A 16,725-nucleotide genomic window follows, 5' to 3' on the forward strand; every position below is an offset into this window, starting at 1 on the left:
ACGTGGCGTATTCCCGATCACCAACCGCGAGGATGTCGCAGAATCCTACAGGGTAGGTGGAGTTTTCCTGTTTCGCGCCATCTCAACTGAGCGGATCGCAATGATTTTCCGGGCTCAGCCTTCGCGCTCAAGCACCTCATCCACCTCGACGCCGCCTTTGTTGCGCGTCTTCAACTCACTGACAATCACCGCCGCCACGATCAGCACCGCGCCGAACAACGCAATCGCGGGCAACCGCTCGCCCGCCAGGCGCCCGGCAATGCCGGCCCACACCGGCTCGCCGGCATAGATCAGCGTGGCGCGGGTGGGCGAGACACTTTTCTGGGCCCAGTTCATTGCCACCTGGATCGCGGCACTGGCCGCTCCCAGGCCTATGGCACTGACCAGCAGCAGCCAGGAAAAGTCCGGGATCGTTTCTTGGGTCGGCACCACCATCAGCAATGCCAGCACCGCCGTGCTTGCCAGTTGCACCACGGTTACCCGGCGCACGTCGACCTGGCCGGCATAGGCGCTGATCAGGATGATTTCGGCGGCGATGGCGATGGCGCTGATCAACGTGGCGATTTCACCAGGACTGAAGTTCAGCGATGCGCCGGCGGGCCCCGATACCAGCATCAGGCCGGCGAATGCCAGCATGATGCCGATGCTGGGCATCAAGCCAGGGCGACGGCCGAGTACCAGCCACTGCAACAGCGGCACGAACGGCACGTAGAGCGCGGTAATAAATGCTGATTGGCTGCTGGGGATGGTTTGCAGGCCGACGGTCTGCAAACCGTAGCCGAGCATGATCGCCACGCCAATGAAGCAGCCGGCCTTGAACTCGAACAGGGTCAGGTCGCGCAAATGACGCCAGGAGAACAGCGCCACGAACCCCGCGGCGGCGGCAAAACGCAGGCCGACGAAAAACATTGGCCCGCTGACCGTCATCGCGTGCTGCACCAGCAAGAACGTCCCGCCCCAGATCATGGTGATCAGCACCAGCACGCACTCGGCCTTGCTGAACCGGGAGAAACGGGAGGAAGCTTGAGGAGAATTCACCGATGCCATGACCTTGCGCGCTACTTGAGGCAGACGCACAATGCGCCCGAAGTTGGGCAGTATAATGCGCAACCCCAGCAGATGAGCAATATAGTGCACAAAGATAACGGCCAGCGGGCCTCCGTCCTCCAACACGTCAGCCAGAACGTGCGTCGCCTGCGGCATGCTGCGCAACTCAGCCAGACCGCGCTGGCGCAGCTGTCCGGCGTCAGCCGGCGGATGCTGGTGGCCATCGAGGCCGGCGAAAAGAACGTCAGCCTGACCACCCTGGACCGCGTGGCCGAGGCGCTCGACGTGGCCTTCAGCGATTTGATCCAGGCCCCCGACGCCCGCGACCCGAGCCGCATCAACGAGCTGGCCTGGGCGGGCACCATTGCCGGCAGCAAAGCCGTCTTGCTGGCAAAAGCCACCGCCAACCGCGAAGTCGAACTTTGGGAATGGCGCCTGGAGCCCGGCGAGCATTACCCTAGCGAACCCGATGCTGACGGCTGGAGCGAACAGCTTTATGTCTTCGAGGGTTGCCTGACGCTACTGTTGGGCAATGAAGAGCGCCGCATCGGCGCCGGTGAGTTTTTCATGTTCGCCAGCAACCAGCCCCATGCCTACCGCAACGATGGGCCGGTGGCGGCGAGATTCGTACGCAACGTGGTGATTTGATCCTGGAGAGCGGTATGGACACAGCGTTGGATCGACAGGCCCGCGACGTTACTCGCGAAGCCGATATCCTGATTATCGGCGGCGGCCTGAGCGGTGCCATGCTGGCGGCGCAACTCTTGCGCCTGCCAGGCCGACGCGAGGTGCTGATCGTCGAGCCGCGCAGTGAATTGGGCCGGGGAGAGGCCTACAGCGCCGTGGAGTTGGGCCACACCTTGAACGGTAACGCGGCGCGCATGAGTGTCGATCCGGACAACGCCGATGACCTGACCCAATGGCTCACCGCGTTCATCGAGGCGGGTGGCTGGCCTGAGTCGGATCAGCAGCATGTGCCAGTCAGCGAGCTGTTCCCACCCCGGGGGATTTTCGGTCTATATGTGCAGCAGCGCTTGGCGCAAGCCCGGGCGCAGGGTGCGCAGCACGGTTCCACGGCGGACCACGTCCGTGCGCAAGCCGTGGATGTGCAGATCGAGGGCGGTGCTGTACGGGTGACCTTGAACGATGGGCAGACCTTGCGTGGACGTTTCGCCGTGCTCGCCACCGGCATGTTCCCGGCCGCACGCACCCCGCAAACCGCATCCAGCGGCTTGAATGCCGCCGCGCTGGATCCTTGGGATGTGGCTGCGATGCGCCAACTCGATCCCCAGTCGACGGTGCTGATTATCGGCTCCGGGCTGACCATGGTTGACGCCGTCGTGTCCCTGGAACGGGCCGGGCATCGCGGGCCGATCGAAGTGTTTTCCCGCCATGGGCTGCTGCCTCATGTGCGCCGCCAGCCACCCGCCTGGGTGGATTTCCTGGCCGAAGACCACAGCTTGCGTTCACCTCGGCAACTGATGCGGGCCCTGCGCGAGCAATGCCGCCAGGCGATGGCCCAGGGCATTGATTGGCAGGCGCCACTGGACACGGTACGCGCCCATATCGGGCGCTTGTGGAACCAGGCCAGCGATGTGCAACGCCGACAGTTCGTCCGGCATGTACGGCCATGGTGGGAGAGCCATCACCATCGTTCGCCACCGTTGAGTGCCGAGCTGGTGGCGCGCCTGCACGAAGAAGGGCGGCTGCGGATCCAGGCGGCGTCGTTCAAGGGGCTGGCGCCGTCCGCCGAGGGCACAGTGGGTATTCGCATCCGTCGGCGGGGCGAGGTCGGACTGACCGTGGTGCAGGGCGCAGCGCTGATCAACTCCAGCGGCATCGAATATGATTGGCGCCGGGTTGCGCGACCGTTGCCGCAGCAACTGCTGGCCCGTGGGCTGATCCAGCCGGGGCCGCTGGCCCTGGGCATTGCCGCCCGTCCCGACGGCACGGTGCTGGGTGCCCAAGGGGAGGCGACCGGGCGCCTGTTTGCCATGGGCCCGCCGCTGCGGGGAATGTGGTGGGAAAGCACCGCCGTGACCGACGTGGCGAGCCAGGCCAAGGCGCTGGCGGCGCGGTTGGTTGAGCTGGATACCCAGGCTTTAGGCTGAACGCGGTCCCCCGTGGCGAGGGAGCTTGCTCCCGCTGGGCTACGTAGTAGCCCCAAAACCATTCACCCGGGTGTGTCAGGGGCATCGCATTCAGTCTCTATCAGGGCTGCTGCGCAACCCAGCGGGAGCAAGCTCCCTCGCCACAAAAGCCTTCGCTGAAGTGAACGTTATAGCTCGCTGACCTGCACCCAACGCTGCTCCCTAGCCGCCACACGAATCGCCGCCGCCAGCCGCTCCACTGCCCAGGCCTCGTCGAAGTCGGTCCCGCTGCCGCCTTCGCCGGCGAGGGCCATGATCAGTTCCCGCACCTCCAGTGTCTTCAATTCGTTGTACCCCAACTGGTGCCCGGCGGCCGGGCTGAACGCCGCATAGCCCGGCAGGTCCGGGCCGGCAAGCAAACGTTGGAAACCGGCCTGGCCGACACGGCACAGGCGCAGCTCATTGAGTCGCTCCTGATCGAATGCCAGCGTGCCCAGAGTGCCGCTGATTTCGAAGCTCAGGTGATTCTTGTAGCCGTGCTTGAGCCAACTGCTGGTCACCGTGCCCCGGGCGCCATTGGCGAAACGCAGCAGGGCGTGGACTTGATCATCCACCGCGATGGTCCGTTGTTCGCTACTGCCCGCGCTGGCTGGGCGTTGGCTGTGCACGGTCTGGCTGTCGGCGCACACCGCCTCGATGTCGCCCAACAGATGCCGGGCCATGGATAACAAGTGGCTGCCCAGGTCGGCCAGTGCGCCGCCGGCGTGGGCCGCTTCGCAACGCCATGACCACGGCGACGTCGGGTCGGCCATGAAATCTTCGCTGAATTCACCCTGGAAGCTGATGATCTGCCCCAGATCCCCACGCTGGATCAATTCCCTTGCCAATTGAATGATCGGATTGTGCTGGTAGTTGTAGCCGACCCGCGTCACCACGCCGGCCGCCTTGGCAGCCCGTTGCATTTGCTCGGCCTGCTCCAGGGAAACTGCCAAGGGTTTTTCGCAATAGACCGGCTTGCCCGCCGCCAGCGCCGCCATGGCCATCGGAAAATGCAGGTGGTTGGGAGTGGTGATGGCGATCAGGTTGACCTTCGGGTCCTCAATCAACTGTTGCCAGTCGCCGTGGGCCATCTCGAACCCCCAGCTCTGGGCGCACTGCCGGGCACGCTGCGGATCGGCGTCGGCCAGGGCTGCCAGTTTCAGGTTCAGGGGAAGATCGAATACCGCCTTGGCATTGTGGAACGCCAAGGCATGGGCACGGCCCATGAAGCCAGTGCCAATCAAACCGATGCCGAGTTCGCGCATGAAAAGAGCCCTTTGAATTTTTATTTTCAGAAGGGCTCTTTATGGAATAAATATTCACTAATTGCAAATATTGGAATAAATATTCACGTTTGTCGTCACTACATATCCCTGTGGGAGCGGGCTTGCCCGCGAATGTGGTGGGTCAGTCACAGCTGTATCAACTGGTCCACCGCATTCGCGAGCAAGCCTGCTCCCCAAGAGATTTCACAGGTCTGTCATGGCGCTCGCTGTCAGGACAGGAACCCACCATCCACATTCAACGCCACACCCGTGGTGTAGCTCGACGCATCGCTGGCCAGGTACAGCACCGCGCCGGCCATTTCACTCGGGTCGGCCACGCGCTTGAGCGGGATCTGTGCCAGAGCGGTTTTCAGGATGGCGTCGTTCTTGACCAGTGCCGAAGCGAACTTGGTATCGGTCAGGCCCGGCAACAAGGCGTTGCAACGGATGCCGAACTGCGCGCATTCCTTGGCGAACACCTTGGTCATGTTGATCACCGCAGCCTTGGTCACCGAATAGATGCCCTGGAAGATTCCCGGTGAGATGCCGTTGATCGACGCCACGTTGATGATGCTGCCGCCGCCGTTCTCGCGCATCAGCTTGCCGGCTTCCACCGACATGAAAAAGTAGCCGCGGATGTTCACGTCCACGGTTTTCTGGAACGCGCCCAGGTCGGTGTCCAGTACGTTGCAGAATTGCGGGTTGGTGGCGGCGTTGTTCACCAGGATGTCCAGGCGCCCGAACTGCTCGCGGATGCCGGCGAACACCTGGCTGATCTGCTCCATTTCACCGATGTGGCAGGCGATTGCGGTGGCCTTGCCGCCTGCGGCGATGATGGCATCGGCCACATGCTGGCAACCGTCGAGCTTGCGGCTCGAGACGATCACATGGGCGCCTTGCTGGGCCAGCAATTTGGCGATGGCCTCGCCGATGCCGCGGCTGGCACCGGAAACGAAAGCGATCTTGCCGTCGAGGTCGAACAACTGGGTCTTGGACATGCTGTTTCCTTGTTATAGGTGCGCTCAGAGCGTGGATTTGTTGATGACCTGCAGGCTCATCTGCTCCAGCAATTTGTTCATCTGAACGAACTGCGCGAAGCGTTTGTCCTGGGTCTGGCCGTGGAAGAAGCGGTAGTAGATCTGCTGGACGATGCCGGCGAGGCGGAACAGGCCATAGGTGTAGTAGAAGTCGAAGTTGTCGATGCGGATCCCGGCGCGCTCGGCGTAGTAGTCGACGAATTCGCGGCGCGTCAGCATGCCGGGAGCATGGCTGGGCTGGCGGCGCATCAGTTGCACGGGAGCCGGGTCGTTGGCTTCGATCCAGTAGGCGAGGCTGTTGCCCAGATCCATCAATGGATCGCCGATCGTGGTCAGCTCCCAATCCAGCACACCGATGATCTGCATCGGGTTCTCCGGGTCAAGGATGACGTTGTCGAAGCGATAATCGTTGTGGACGATGCTCGAGGTCGGATGGTCGGCGGGCATCTTGTCGTTGAGCCAGGCCCTGACCGTCTCCCATTGCGGCGCATCGGGCGTCAGGGCTTTTTCGTAGCGCTCGCTCCAGCCACGGATCTGCCGGGCCACGTAGCCTTCGGGCTTGCCCAGGTCGGCCAGGCCACAGGCCTTGTAATCGACGCGATGCAGTTCGACGAGCCGGTCGATGAAGCTCTTGCACAGCGCTTCGGTGCGGGCGGCGTCGAAGCCCAGTTCCGGTGGCAGGTCGGAGCGCAGGATGATGCCCTTGACCCGTTCCATCACATAGAACTCGGCGCCCATCACTGATTCGTCGGTGCAATGCACATAGGCTTTCGGGCAGTACGGAAAACCGTCGCGCAATTGGTTGAGGATGCGGAATTCGCGGCCCATGTCATGGGCGGATTTGGCCTTGTGGCCGAACGGCGGGCGGCGCAGGACAAATTCCTGTCCGGGGTATTCCAGCAGGTAAGTCAGGTTCGACGCGCCCCCGGGGAACTGGCTGATCCGTGGCATGCCGGTCAGGCCTGGAATGTGGGCCTTGAGGTACGGGTCGATCAGGTTGGCATCGAGTTCTTCACCGTCGCGCACGCGGGTGGACTGATCAGTAAACGCCATGCTTATCCCTTCTGCTTATTTTGGAGGCCATCGATCATTGGCTAATCTAATGGCGGGTGGCAGGCGTCACAAGCACGCCGGGGTCTTATAGGTTAGCGTGTTGCTGGATAATCAGCGGGCTTGATGCATTGCGGCGTGCGCGTCGGGCGTGGGCGAGCTAAGGTTTTGGAGGTCTGTCGCTTTCCAGGGAGCCACCGCGATGGGATGCCCGCAAGTCTGTAGCACCGCAACGTTGCAATGCAGCTTCGGCGCGGCCCCGGCGGTGCTCAATGTGCTACCGGTCAATCGCCTGCTGACCGGTGGGATGCCGGCGGCAAATATCATGGATCACATCCCACTGGTGAACATCACCACGTTCGGCATGTGTCAGAGCCTGGCCAACCCAACCGTGGCCGCAGCAACGGCGGCGGCCTTGGGCGTATTGACCCCCATGCCCTGCATTCCGGCCACCGCCACCCCATGGATCCCCGGCGGCGCACCAACCCTGTTGCTGGGCAACATGCCGGCCATCGACGCCAACAGCACCCTGATGTGCACCTGGGCCGGGGTGATCAAAATCGTCGTGCCGGGGCAGGTGCAGATGTTGATTCCTTGATCGGCAATCTTGCAGCATTGCACAGCCCCTTGTGGGAGCGAGCTTGCTCGCGATAGCGGTGGGTCAGTTGGTGGTGATGTTGGATGTGCCGGCACCTTCGCGAGCAAGCTCGCTCCCACACTGGTTCCGGGGGTGAGGCAAGACAATCGTTATGCCTGCGCCGGATCATTCCAGCGTCTGAACCACCAGCGCAGCCGGGAGATCGGTTTGCCCTCGGCGTCCAGCGGCCGGCCGTCTTCGGCGTAGGCGTGGGCCGGCTCCAGCAGTTGACCGTTGAGGTAGCGGGCCTCGACGGCGGGGTTGCCGTTGGGGTGCATGCGCCGGTAACGGCCATCACGCACGCCGTGGCGATAAAACTCCGCTTCGGCCAGTTTCCCGTCGGGGAAGAAATTGTTCGCCTCACCGTGCAGCAATCCGCGCTGATAGGCCGCCTGGCGCTGCAATCCGCCTTCGGCGGCGTAGAAGCTCGCCACGCCCTGCAACTTGCCCTGCACGAACGGCAACAGCGCCGAGACCCTTCCGTTTGGGTGATACAACGTGCTGGTGCCTTGCAGTTCACCTTGGCTGTAAGTGAGCTTCGCCTGCGGGCGCTGGGCTTCTTCGATCAGCAACGGGCCGTCCAGATGGCCGTCGACCAGTTGCCCGCTCAGTTGGCTGTCGCCGCGTTCCAGATCGAGTTTTTTCGAGCCCATCGGCGCGCTCCTGTCAGTTGACCTTCACCAGGCCACCCTTGATCGTCAGCATGCCGCCGCCGTCCACGGTTTGCTCGGCGGCGGCCTTGTTCACCAGGCTGATACCGGCGTCGTTGGTCAGGGTGGTGCCGGCCTTGTTTTCCAGCGATGTACCGGCCTGGTTGCTCAGGGCGGTGCCGGCTTTCTGGCTGATGGAGGTGCTGGCCTGGGCCGCGAGGTCGGCACCGCTCTTGATCGCGAAACTGCCGCCGCTTTGCAGGGTCAGGGTGCCACTGACCTTGATGGTCAGGTTGCCATCCACCGTCAGCTCGTAGTTGCCGGTGACCTTGTGTGTGTAATTGCCGCCGGTGCTGTGGTTCTGGTCCGAACCCACGGTGACGGTGCGGGTGTCTTTCACATCGAGGCTGTCGCTGCCGGTCTGGATCGTCACGCTGCGCTTGCCTTTCTCCAGGGTGATGGTCTCGTCGCCGTCCTTGACCGTGCGGGTGCGGGCGTTCTGCACCGTGAGGGTTTCATCGTGGCCGACCGTGGCAGTGGTGTCGTTGAGCACGTTGATATTGAAGTCTTTCTGGGCCTGGAGGAACACCTCTTCAGCGTCCTTCTTGTCCTCGAAGCGCAACTCGTTGAAACCGCCGCCGCCCTTGGAGGAGTGGGTCTTGATCCCGGACTGGGTCTGGTTCGCCGGCAGGGCGTAGGGTAGGGCGTTGTCGCCGTTGTAGACGCAACCGGTCACCAGCGGCCGGTCCGGATCGCCGTCGATGAAGGTCACTATCACTTCCTGGCCGATGCGCGGCACGAACTGCATGCCAAAGCCCTTGCCGCTCCATGGCAACACAACGCGCACCCAGCAGGACGAAGTTTCGTCGTTCTTGCCGGTGCGGTCCCAGGGAAACTGCAGCTTGATCCGCCCGTATTCATCGGTCCAGATTTCTTCACCGGCCTTGCCCACCACCTGGGCCGTCTGGGTGTGCATGCGCGGCTTTGGCGTGATGCGCGCCGGGCGATAAGCGGTGGCCTTGGGAATCGCCTCGAAGCGGTTGCGATAGCTTTCGTGACTGGCTTCGTGACGGACCGAGGTCACGACCCAATCGATGTTCAATGTCGTGTCTTCATGACCGGCGAGGGTGAACCAATAACCCGGCACCAGCCAGCGGCAGTCGCTTTCGCCGACAAAACGTTTCTCCTCGCTGCGCAGGCCGTCCACCCGCTGCTTGGTCAACGCATCGCCCTGGGCCTTGGCGGTATAGCCGCCCGGATGTTCGTACATCGAATTCGGGCCCGCCACGGCTTCGGCCTGGCTGAAGAGCGAGGTTGTCGGGGTCGTGAATTCATAATCGGTCGCCTGGTAAACCCCGGCCACTGCTTGCAGGCACACTTGCCCAGTGCGAATGCCGTGCAGTTCGCGTTCGCCCATTTTCTGCCCGAGATAATTCACGGTCGGTCCGTTGGGAATCGGTGCGAAGGCATCGTTGCTGTCGGCCAGCACCAGCGTGTGCTTGCCTTCGTCATGGGTGAAGAACCAGAAGATTCCGTCCTCTTCCAGCAGGCGCGAGACGAAGGCCAGGTCGGTTTCGCCGTATTGTACGCAGTACTCCCGTGGCGTGTAGCTGCCGCTGAGCTTGAGTTGGAAATCGGTGAAACCGTGGGCCTTGAAAATCGTCGTGACGATGTCCGACGTGGCGAGGTTCTGGAACACCCGGTTGTTGCTGGCCAGGCTCAACCACCAGAGCCAGGGCCGGAGTAAAAGCTGATAACGCTCGGCGGTGGCATCGGCCGGAAGTTGGCGGATCTCGGCCACCAGCCAGTCCAGCGGGCGCAGCAGGGCATCCTTGTGCAGCGTGGTGGTGACGTGGCTGGCGACGGCAGTGGTGAGGGTCAGTGAAGTGCCGTCGTTGATGCCATTGAGGGTGTGCGAGCCCAAGGCATTGAGGCTTTCTTCGCCCGACAGTGATTCAGGGTACAACGCCGACAGCGCAGTGGCGGTGAGGGAGAGGGTGGCATTGCTGTCGATACTTCTAGCCATTATGCGTCTCTGTCACTGCTTGTTAAGCAGGTTTCCTATCCCCATGACCATTCTTTGATCAAAGTTCGGTTGGGCCCGCTTCTCCTGATTATGATTCGTGCAAGTAATCCAAAGATTATTCAGGTCGTTATAGATAAGCTGGAGTTGGGCCAAGTCGTTCCAATCTATGGCGGTGGCTCCCCATGCGGCAAAGCCGTTTGAGATGAGCGCAGCAACATCAGCATCGTAACTATTGGTATTCATAAGGCGTGAAAACGGAGTCCTATGATCGACCTGCGTGTGCTCTTTGACATGCAGCGATCCATTGTTTGTCAGTATTCGAGCATCCATTGCGCAGTAAGGGCAGCGGTAATAATTGAGTACTCGACCGCTGAGGCTTCTTTGCGGAACCGAGGGCGCGTTCTGATAGACCCAGTTGATGGTTTCCACCTCAAGGTAAGGAGTCTCCGGAGCTCCGTATAGCATCATGTTCTTGGCCAATCTCATGTTTCACCTCATGTCATTGGTAGGGTTATTCCAACACCCACTCCGCCAATTTCCCCGTCACCTGCGTCATCAAAACATTCTCGACATCCCGTGCTCCAGCCGCGCTGCACTTGGCGAGTACGGCCTTGACGATCCCGGCATCGAACTCGAACTGCTTGCCCGTCGCGGCCTTGTAGCGCCCACGCAATTTTTCCAGCTTCGCCAGCACAATCCCTTCCAGCGTCGCCTCATCCAGCGGCCGATACGCCACCACCGTCATGCGTGCCAAAAACGCCGGGCGGAACGCTTGCAACAGCACCTTGTGCAAGGCTTCGTTGAAGGCATCGGTGCCCAGTTGCGCAGCCGGCGTATCCAGCAACAGTTCGGCGCCGACGTTGCTGGTGGCGAGCATCACGGTGTTCTTGAAGTCCACCACCAGGCCGGTGCCGTCTTCCATCAAGCCTTTATCGAAGACGTTGTAGAACGCCTCGAGCACATCCGGGTGGGCCTTTTCGATTTCATCGAGCAGCACCACCGAATAAGGCTTGCGCCGCACCGCTTCGGTGAGCACGCCGCCGCTGCCATAACCTACGTAGCCGGGCGGGGCGCCCTTGAGTTGGCTGACGGTGTGGGCTTCCTGATACTCGGAAAGGTTGATGCTGATGAGGTTGCGTTCGCCACCGTACAAGGCATCGGCCAGGGCGTAGGCGGTTTCGGTCTTGCCGACCCCGGTGGGGCCCACCAGCAGGAACACGCCGACTGGTTTCTGCGGATCGGTGAGACCGGCGCGGTAGGCTTGCAGGCGTTGGGCAATGGTATTGAGTGCGGTGCCCTGGCCCATGACCCGCTGGCCCATGCGCTGGCCGAGGGTGCGCACGGCGTGGGCTTCGTCGGCGAGCATTTTGCCGACCGGGATGCCGGTCCATCCGGCGATCACGGCGGCGACGGTCTTGCTGTCCACCTGTTCCGGCACCAGTGGGTCGTCCTGGCGAATGGCATCGAGGCCGGCCTCCAGGCGTAGCAGTTCGGCGGCCAGGTGGTCGATGCGGTTATCGACGTCGGTGTCGGGTTTTTCGCTATCGGCGCGTTCGCTCAGGGCCAGCAGCTCGCGCCGGGTGTCGAGCAGTTCGCGCACTGCTTCGCGTTCTTCGCCCCAGCGGGTTTCCAGCTCGCGGATGGCCTGCACGTTGCTGGTCGATTCGTCCTCAAGCAGGGTGATGCGCTCGCGGTGATCCAGTCCGGTGGCCTGTTCCCGGCGCAGGCGTTCGACTTCGTCCTTGAGGCTGTTCTGGCGGTGACGCAGGCTTTCCAGGGGCGGCGGTACGTCGTGCTGGCCAAGGGCGACCCGGGCGCAGGCGGTGTCGAGGACGCTGATGGCTTTGTCCGGCAATTGTCGACCGGAAATGTAGCGGTGGGACAGCTTCACCGCTTCGTGGATGGCCGCGTCCAGCACCTGCACGCCATGGTGCAGTTCCAGTTTGCTCGCCACGCCACGGAGCATTTCCACGGCGGTGATTTCGTCCGGCTCTTCGACTTGCACCAGCTGGAAGCGTCGGGCCAGGGCCGGGTCTTTCTCGAAATATTTTTTGTATTCCAGCCAGGTGGTGGCCGCCAGGGTGCGCAGCTCGCCTCGGGCCAGGGCCGGCTTGAGCAGGTTGGCTGCGTCGCTGCCGCCCTCGGCGCCGCCGGCACCGATCAGCGTGTGGGCTTCGTCAATGAACAGGATGATCGGTTTTTCGGCGCTGCGCACCGCGTCGATCACGCCTTTGAGGCGCTGCTCGAACTCGCCCTTGACCCCCGCGCCGGCCTGCAACAAACCGAGGTCGAGTACCCGCAGGGTGACCTCCTGCAACGAAGGCGGCACATCTCCCGCAGCGATACGCAGGGCCAGGCCTTCGACTACGGCGGTCTTGCCCACGCCTGGCGCGCCCACCAGGATCGGGTTGTTCTGCCGGCGCCTGAGCAGGATATCGATGCACTGGCGGATCTCGCCGTCGCGCCCGACGATGGGGTCGATGCGTCCGGCCCGAGCGTCGGCGGTGAGGTCCTGGGTGTACTGGTCGAGTACCGGGTCCTGTTTCTGAGGGGCGTCACCGGGTTTCGCCGGGCATTTGCCACCGACATGTTCGCGTGAGCTTTCGGTCCACTCCAGAAGATTGGCGCGCAGGGCGTCCCGGGGGATGCGCAACAATGACGAGGCGCTGTTGAGCAGCAAGCTGCGGCGTTCATCGCGGTCCAGCAGCGCGAGCAGCAGCAAGCCGGAACGGATGCTGTCCAGGCCCAGCACACTGGCCTGGACCACGGCGTCTTCCAGCAGGCCGATGGTCTGCGCCGACAGGGCGGGGGTGCGGGTGCTGCCGGATTTGAACAGGTCCAGGGCCTTGTTGGTTTCAGCCGTCACCGCGTCACGTTCGAGGCCGAAGCGCGGCAGCAGGCAAGCGAAGTCGCCGCCTTCGATGTCCATCAGTTCCAGCAGCAAGTGTTCGATTTCCACGTAGTGATGGCTGCGCTGCATGCAGCGTTGTGCGGCCCGTTCGAGGGCGCGGCGGTTGTCCGGGTTGAGGCGACCGATCAGGCTGGCCAGTTCCATGTCAGGTGATCTCCGGCTGACGCAGGCGGGTGACGATCTGTTGCACGGCCAGGTTCGGCTGACGTTGAAGGCCGCCGTTCCAGTTCAACCGGGGCGGTGCCTGGCGGCCCAGTTGCAGTGGGCCGGCCCCGCGGATCAACAGCACCAGGGTGCAGTCCAGGTCGGGACCGAAGTACAAGGCGAACAGGCTGGCGAGCAACGGGTGGGTTTCGCCATTGGGCAGCAGTCCGCTGGCCTGGCCGGCGTTCAGCGGGCCGAGGGTCAGGCGCACACCGGCATGTTCGTCCCAGACTCGGGTGCCGGCCACGGCGCTGCGCCCCAGACGCAGGTTGCGCCCGCCCGGTTGCAGGCGACTGCGGCTGGCGGGCGGGATGTCGCGCCAACTTCCCTCATAGCCGTTGAGCGCCACTGGCAGCCCGAATTGTTCGCGGACTATCGCTGCGAACCCGGCCAGGGAGCGGCGCCCGTCGGCGTACAGCGCGGTGCAGGCCAGCACGGCGGAGTCGGGTGCGGCCTGGCGTTCCTGCAAGGCCTTGGGCAGCAGGCCGGTCAGGGCGCGCAGTTGCGCCTGTACAGCCGAAGACCCTGGCGCGGTGAAGCCCAGGGCGATGCGATGTTTGCGCATCACTTTGTAAAGCAGGCTCAACAAGCGATGTTGGAACAGGTCGAGAAATTCCGCCGGCGCGTGATCCCGCGCTCGCGCCCGTTGTTGCAGCCATTCCTGATAAGCGTAGGGCAGCGGTCCGTCGGGACCGCCGAGACCGAAAATCGGCGTGGTCAGGATCGGTGGCGAGCCGGGTTCCTGGGTCAGGCGTTCGATTTCACTGGCGGCGAACAACGGGGTCAACGGTCCGCGCAGACGCAAGGCTTCGGCGTGCGGCGCGGTGCCGCTGCCCAGGGGTTCGGCCTGGGGATGTTCGCGCTCCAACAGCAGCAATGCCTGGAGCCATTCGAAGCGTTGCGGGTCGCGCCGCAGTCGTTGGCTCAGGTTCAGAGCGTCAGGGGTTTGCCGGCTTGGGGTTGCCATGTCTTCACCTCCTTGTCGGACTGGACCAGCACGGTGCGCACGAAGCGATTGGCGGTGGCATAGAGGGAAAAGAACTGCGCCAGCACCCCGGAGAACAGCACGGCGCTGCTGCCGACGAAGTGTTGCGGGTCCAGTTGCAGGCGTACTTCCAAGCCATTGCGCCAACCGCGCCAGGCATCCTCGCCGACGTGGGCGATGACCCGATCGCAGCCCAGCCCGAGCACCCCTTCGATCTGGCGCCGGGCACTGGCCTCGTCGCGCAGGTTGTGCAGTTCGAGGATTTCCCGCAGCGCGTCCAGTGCCTGGGGACCTTCGACCAGCGACAAGTGGTTGAGGGTCAACTGCGACACCAGGCGCCAGCGCGACTCCCCGTCCAGCCGTGGCAGGCTCTGGGGGCTGGGAGGGTTGCGCAAACGGGCCCAGGCCACCGGCCCCGGACGCTCGAAGCCCAACGGTGTGCCGGCCGGCAGGCTTTGGGCAAGGTGGCGATTGGTGCACAACAGTTCCGCGGTCAGGCTGTAGTCACGGGTCTGGGCGAGCGGGTCGAACTGGGTATCCACCAGGCTGACCATCAGATCGGTGCCCAGTCGGTTGGGGCTCATGCCGCTGACCCGACGCGCGTGCCAGTAACAGGTCTGGTCGCTGCCGTGCTGGCTGCCGTAATAGGCCGGCACTTTGCGCACGCCCTGGCTGGACGTCGCACGCATGCCACGAATGCTATGGATCTCGACGCTGTTTTCGCGGTGACTGTCGGCCACCAACCGGTATTCGCTACGGGTGCCGTCCGGGCGCAGGGGCTCGGACGTCCGGGGAAAAAGATTGATCACCGGCGTGCAGCCCAGGGCGATGTCGCTGGCTTGCAGCGGCAAGCGATTGGCGGGCGCCCGGTCGAAAACGATGTACAGGTACAGCGCCGGGTTGTCGCTGGCGGCTCCGGCCAATGGCAGGTCGAAAAAGCCGAACTTGTCGGGAAAGGCAAAGTACTCCGCGAGCAAGCGCATGCCGGGATGCACGCCATCTTCGTCCGGCAACAAGACTTCGTCACTGCCGAAGCCGATGATTTGCGGCAAGCCCACCAGTGGTTCCGGCACGCTGCCCGGTGGGCCGGCCAGGATTTTGATGGCATGGGCGCCCAGCAAATCGTAGAGCCAGGCGTTGATCATCGGCGAGGCCGCGAGGTGCACTCGCAGGCGGTCGATGCCCAGGGTCGACCATTGGCTTTCCCCCAGGCAGCGCAGGTTCAGGCGCAAGGCCGAGCGCGCCTGCACCACGCCGGTCAGCGCCTGGGCCTCGTCACTGCCCAGCAGCAACGCTTCGCTGACTTCAATCGGCCACAGGTGCACGGCGGCCGTGGTGCGGAAATGAATGCTCTGGCCCGTGTCGGTGGTGACGAACAACGGTGTGTCCCGAGGCAGCGGGTAGCCCTCGTTGAGGTTGCCTTTGCTCGGGTCGGGTTCGAACTGCACGATTGCGCACGATGGCAGCGGGCGCATGGCCAATGGGTAAAGCTGTTCGAGCAGGGCGTCGCTGAACTCGGCGTAATCGTCGTCGAGCCTGCGTTGCAGGCGCGCGGCCAACAGCGCGAAGCCTTCCAGCAGGCGCTCGACGTGCGGGTCGGGGCATTCGCCGGGGGATAGCTCCAGGCGCCGGGCGACCTTGGGGTAACGTTCGGCGAACAGGCTACCGGCGTGCCGCAGCCAAGTCAGTTCACGCTGGTAATAATCGAGCAGTTGCGGGTCAATCGAGTCGCTCATGTCGTACCTCAAGGCCGTCGCCGGCGTGCTCGATGACAAATGCCACAGGCCATGAGTGCAGGTCGCCGCGCAGCTCGCCCGACAGCCGTATGCACAATTGCTGCGGATGACCCGGCACCGGCGTGACCTGCACCTCGCCGAGTTGCAGGCGCGGTTCGAAATGGGTGACGGCCTGGCGGATTTCCCGAGTCAGTTGGCGACGATCATCGCTGCGCTGCTGTTGCAGCGCGGTCCAGTCGGCGATGCCGTAATCCAGGATGCTCGGCGGCTCGGTCAGCGCCCGTGGGCCGCGTCGGGTATTGAACAGGCGTTGCAGTTCGGCATGGACCGAGTCCTGCAACGCCTGTCGATCGAACGTCCGGCCTGTATCGTCCGCCGGGCTGGCCAGGCGTTCGAACAGGGGCGGGCGAAGCCCGAAACCGGCCATGGGCGCGCGCCGTCACTTGGTCATTTTGTTGGCCGCCAAGTCCCAGGTCGTGCCCGCCGTGCCTTCCTTGGTGCCGTCGTCTTTCTGGGCGGTGAGCTCCCATTTGATCTTGGTGAAGTTCAGCGACAGGGTTTCCACCGGCTTGCCGCCAGTACCGCCGCTGACGCTGACGTTGGACAGCACGACGTTGGTCAGGGTGTAGATGATGAACGGCATGAGTTTGCCACTGCCCTCGGCGGCGTTGCGGCCGATGGTGACGACGGCCTGCGGGATCGGCTTGCCGGCGCAGCAATACTCATTGAGCGAAGGGGTGGAGCTGTCGATGAATTTTGTCAGGGTGAACTCACCGATGTGGGGCCGGCCGGAGGTGCGCTCCGAGTTGCTGACGTCGTTGGTGACTTGCATCGCCACGTTGTGGCTGTAGGACATGACCTCGATCTTGTCCGTGAACCCCTCCAGCAGGCTGTCGCCCTTGATGTCGCCGCCGAGGTCGAGAATGATTGCATCCATTGTGTGGAACTCCTGAAGTCGAGTGGGGTGTTACCCGATACCGATCCGTTAAAGACGAACGCTGAACCTGTGGCGAGGGAGCTTGCTCCCGCTGGACTGCGCAGCAGTCCC

Annotated in this window: 15 protein-coding genes; 3 read left to right on the forward strand and 12 right to left on the reverse strand. The window is 63.3% G+C overall.

Annotated elements, in window-relative coordinates; genetic code table 11:
• Positions 1-114: 114 nt before the first annotated feature.
• The gene (locus AD663_RS10505) at positions 115-1,137 is read right to left on the reverse strand and encodes a DMT family transporter (RefSeq protein WP_033045977.1); all 1,023 of its coding nucleotides are present in this window, start codon (positions 1,135-1,137) and stop codon (positions 115-117) included.
• Between AD663_RS10505 and AD663_RS10510 the strand changes: the two genes are divergently transcribed.
• Together AD663_RS10510 and AD663_RS10515 are read left to right on the forward strand one after the other, a co-directional pair.
• Complete coding sequence (locus tag AD663_RS10510) at positions 1,132-1,695, forward strand: helix-turn-helix domain-containing protein (protein ID WP_003180545.1); 564 nt, start codon at positions 1,132-1,134, stop codon at positions 1,693-1,695. The genes AD663_RS10505 and AD663_RS10510 overlap by 6 nt on opposite strands.
• Before the next feature lie 14 nt (positions 1,696-1,709).
• Positions 1,710-3,158, forward strand: coding sequence for an FAD/NAD(P)-binding protein (locus tag AD663_RS10515; RefSeq protein WP_053213673.1), 1,449 nt, complete (start codon positions 1,710-1,712; stop codon positions 3,156-3,158).
• Between the two features lie 167 nt (positions 3,159-3,325).
• On the opposite strand, the gene AD663_RS10520 is transcribed toward AD663_RS10515, so the two are convergent.
• The 3 genes from AD663_RS10520 to AD663_RS10530 all read right to left on the reverse strand — a co-directional run bounded on the left by AD663_RS10520 (position 3,326) and on the right by AD663_RS10530 (position 6,531).
• Positions 3,326-4,441, reverse strand: coding sequence for a Gfo/Idh/MocA family protein (locus tag AD663_RS10520; protein ID WP_053213674.1), 1,116 nt, complete (start codon positions 4,439-4,441; stop codon positions 3,326-3,328).
• A gap of 230 nt (positions 4,442-4,671) precedes the next feature.
• Positions 4,672-5,439 carry an SDR family oxidoreductase gene (locus AD663_RS10525; protein ID WP_003180553.1) on the reverse strand — a complete coding sequence of 256 codons (768 nt, stop codon included), beginning with the start codon at positions 5,437-5,439 and terminating at the stop codon, positions 4,672-4,674.
• Positions 5,440-5,463: 24 nt separating this feature from the next.
• Positions 5,464-6,531 (reverse strand): phosphotransferase family protein, encoded by a 1,068-nt coding sequence (locus AD663_RS10530; RefSeq protein ID WP_003180555.1) that lies wholly within the window; start codon positions 6,529-6,531, stop codon positions 5,464-5,466.
• A 199-nt stretch (positions 6,532-6,730) separates the two neighbouring features.
• On the opposite strand from AD663_RS10530, the gene AD663_RS10535 reads away from it, so the two are divergent.
• Complete coding sequence (locus AD663_RS10535; RefSeq protein ID WP_039593034.1) at positions 6,731-7,126, forward strand: DUF4280 domain-containing protein; 396 nt, start codon at positions 6,731-6,733, stop codon at positions 7,124-7,126.
• Positions 7,127-7,275: 149 nt separating this feature from the next.
• Here the strand turns inward: AD663_RS10535 and AD663_RS10540 are convergent, their stop codons facing one another.
• Genes AD663_RS10540 through AD663_RS10575 form a run of 8 tightly spaced genes read right to left on the reverse strand, consistent with a single transcriptional unit; the run spans position 7,276 to position 16,614 of the window.
• Positions 7,276-7,818 carry a toxin-antitoxin system YwqK family antitoxin gene (locus AD663_RS10540; protein ID WP_003180558.1) on the reverse strand — a complete coding sequence of 181 codons (543 nt, stop codon included), beginning with the start codon at positions 7,816-7,818 and terminating at the stop codon, positions 7,276-7,278.
• Between the two features lie 13 nt (positions 7,819-7,831).
• Entirely contained in the window at positions 7,832-9,841 is a 2,010-nt protein-coding gene (tssI, locus tag AD663_RS10545) for a type VI secretion system tip protein TssI/VgrG (RefSeq protein WP_053213675.1), read from the reverse strand.
• A gap of 12 nt (positions 9,842-9,853) precedes the next feature.
• Positions 9,854-10,327 (reverse strand): hypothetical protein, encoded by a 474-nt coding sequence (locus tag AD663_RS10550; RefSeq protein ID WP_033045978.1) that lies wholly within the window; start codon positions 10,325-10,327, stop codon positions 9,854-9,856.
• Between the two features lie 25 nt (positions 10,328-10,352).
• Complete coding sequence (gene tssH, locus AD663_RS10555; protein WP_053213676.1) at positions 10,353-12,896, reverse strand: type VI secretion system ATPase TssH; 2,544 nt, start codon at positions 12,894-12,896, stop codon at positions 10,353-10,355.
• A gap of 1 nt (position 12,897) precedes the next feature.
• Positions 12,898-13,923 (reverse strand): type VI secretion system baseplate subunit TssG, encoded by a 1,026-nt coding sequence (gene tssG / locus AD663_RS10560; RefSeq protein ID WP_003180565.1) that lies wholly within the window; start codon positions 13,921-13,923, stop codon positions 12,898-12,900.
• Positions 13,887-15,677, reverse strand: coding sequence for a type VI secretion system baseplate subunit TssF (gene tssF / locus AD663_RS10565; RefSeq protein WP_053213677.1), 1,791 nt, complete (start codon positions 15,675-15,677; stop codon positions 13,887-13,889). Before tssF ends, tssG begins: the two co-directional genes overlap by 37 nt.
• On the reverse strand, positions 15,661-16,104 hold the full coding sequence (tssE, locus tag AD663_RS10570) for a type VI secretion system baseplate subunit TssE (protein WP_003180568.1): 444 nt from the start codon (positions 16,102-16,104) through the stop codon (positions 15,661-15,663). The genes tssF and tssE overlap by 17 nt, the downstream gene beginning before the upstream one ends.
• Before the next feature lie 12 nt (positions 16,105-16,116).
• Complete coding sequence (locus tag AD663_RS10575) at positions 16,117-16,614, reverse strand: Hcp family type VI secretion system effector (RefSeq protein ID WP_003180570.1); 498 nt, start codon at positions 16,612-16,614, stop codon at positions 16,117-16,119.
• Positions 16,615-16,725 lie beyond the last annotated feature (111 nt).

This window comes from Pseudomonas sp. Q12-87, from assembly GCF_001269755.1.
GTDB classification, from domain to species: domain Bacteria; phylum Pseudomonadota; class Gammaproteobacteria; order Pseudomonadales; family Pseudomonadaceae; genus Aquipseudomonas; species Aquipseudomonas fluorescens_S.

Excerpts from the sequence above, each read along its gene's own strand:
- AD663_RS10515 (WP_053213673.1), top strand. The coding sequence starts at position 1,710 with ATGGACACAGCGTTGGATCGACAGGCCCGCGACGTTACTCGCGAAGCC.
- AD663_RS10520 (WP_053213674.1), bottom strand. The coding sequence starts at position 4,441 with ATGCGCGAACTCGGCATCGGTTTGATTGGCACTGGCTTCATGGGCCGT.
- AD663_RS10525 (WP_003180553.1), bottom strand. The coding sequence starts at position 5,439 with ATGTCCAAGACCCAGTTGTTCGACCTCGACGGCAAGATCGCTTTCGTT.
- AD663_RS10530 (WP_003180555.1), bottom strand. The coding sequence starts at position 6,531 with ATGGCGTTTACTGATCAGTCCACCCGCGTGCGCGACGGTGAAGAACTC.
- AD663_RS10535 (WP_039593034.1), top strand. The coding sequence starts at position 6,731 with ATGGGATGCCCGCAAGTCTGTAGCACCGCAACGTTGCAATGCAGCTTC.
- AD663_RS10540 (WP_003180558.1), bottom strand. The coding sequence starts at position 7,818 with ATGGGCTCGAAAAAACTCGATCTGGAACGCGGCGACAGCCAACTGAGC.
- tssI (WP_053213675.1), bottom strand. The coding sequence starts at position 9,841 with ATGGCTAGAAGTATCGACAGCAATGCCACCCTCTCCCTCACCGCCACT.
- AD663_RS10550 (WP_033045978.1), bottom strand. The coding sequence starts at position 10,327 with ATGAGATTGGCCAAGAACATGATGCTATACGGAGCTCCGGAGACTCCT.
- tssH (WP_053213676.1), bottom strand. The coding sequence starts at position 12,896 with ATGGAACTGGCCAGCCTGATCGGTCGCCTCAACCCGGACAACCGCCGC.
- tssG (WP_003180565.1), bottom strand. The coding sequence starts at position 13,923 with ATGGCAACCCCAAGCCGGCAAACCCCTGACGCTCTGAACCTGAGCCAA.
- tssF (WP_053213677.1), bottom strand. The coding sequence starts at position 15,677 with ATGAGCGACTCGATTGACCCGCAACTGCTCGATTATTACCAGCGTGAA.
- tssE (WP_003180568.1), bottom strand. The coding sequence starts at position 16,104 with ATGGCCGGTTTCGGGCTTCGCCCGCCCCTGTTCGAACGCCTGGCCAGC.
- AD663_RS10575 (WP_003180570.1), bottom strand. The coding sequence starts at position 16,614 with ATGGATGCAATCATTCTCGACCTCGGCGGCGACATCAAGGGCGACAGC.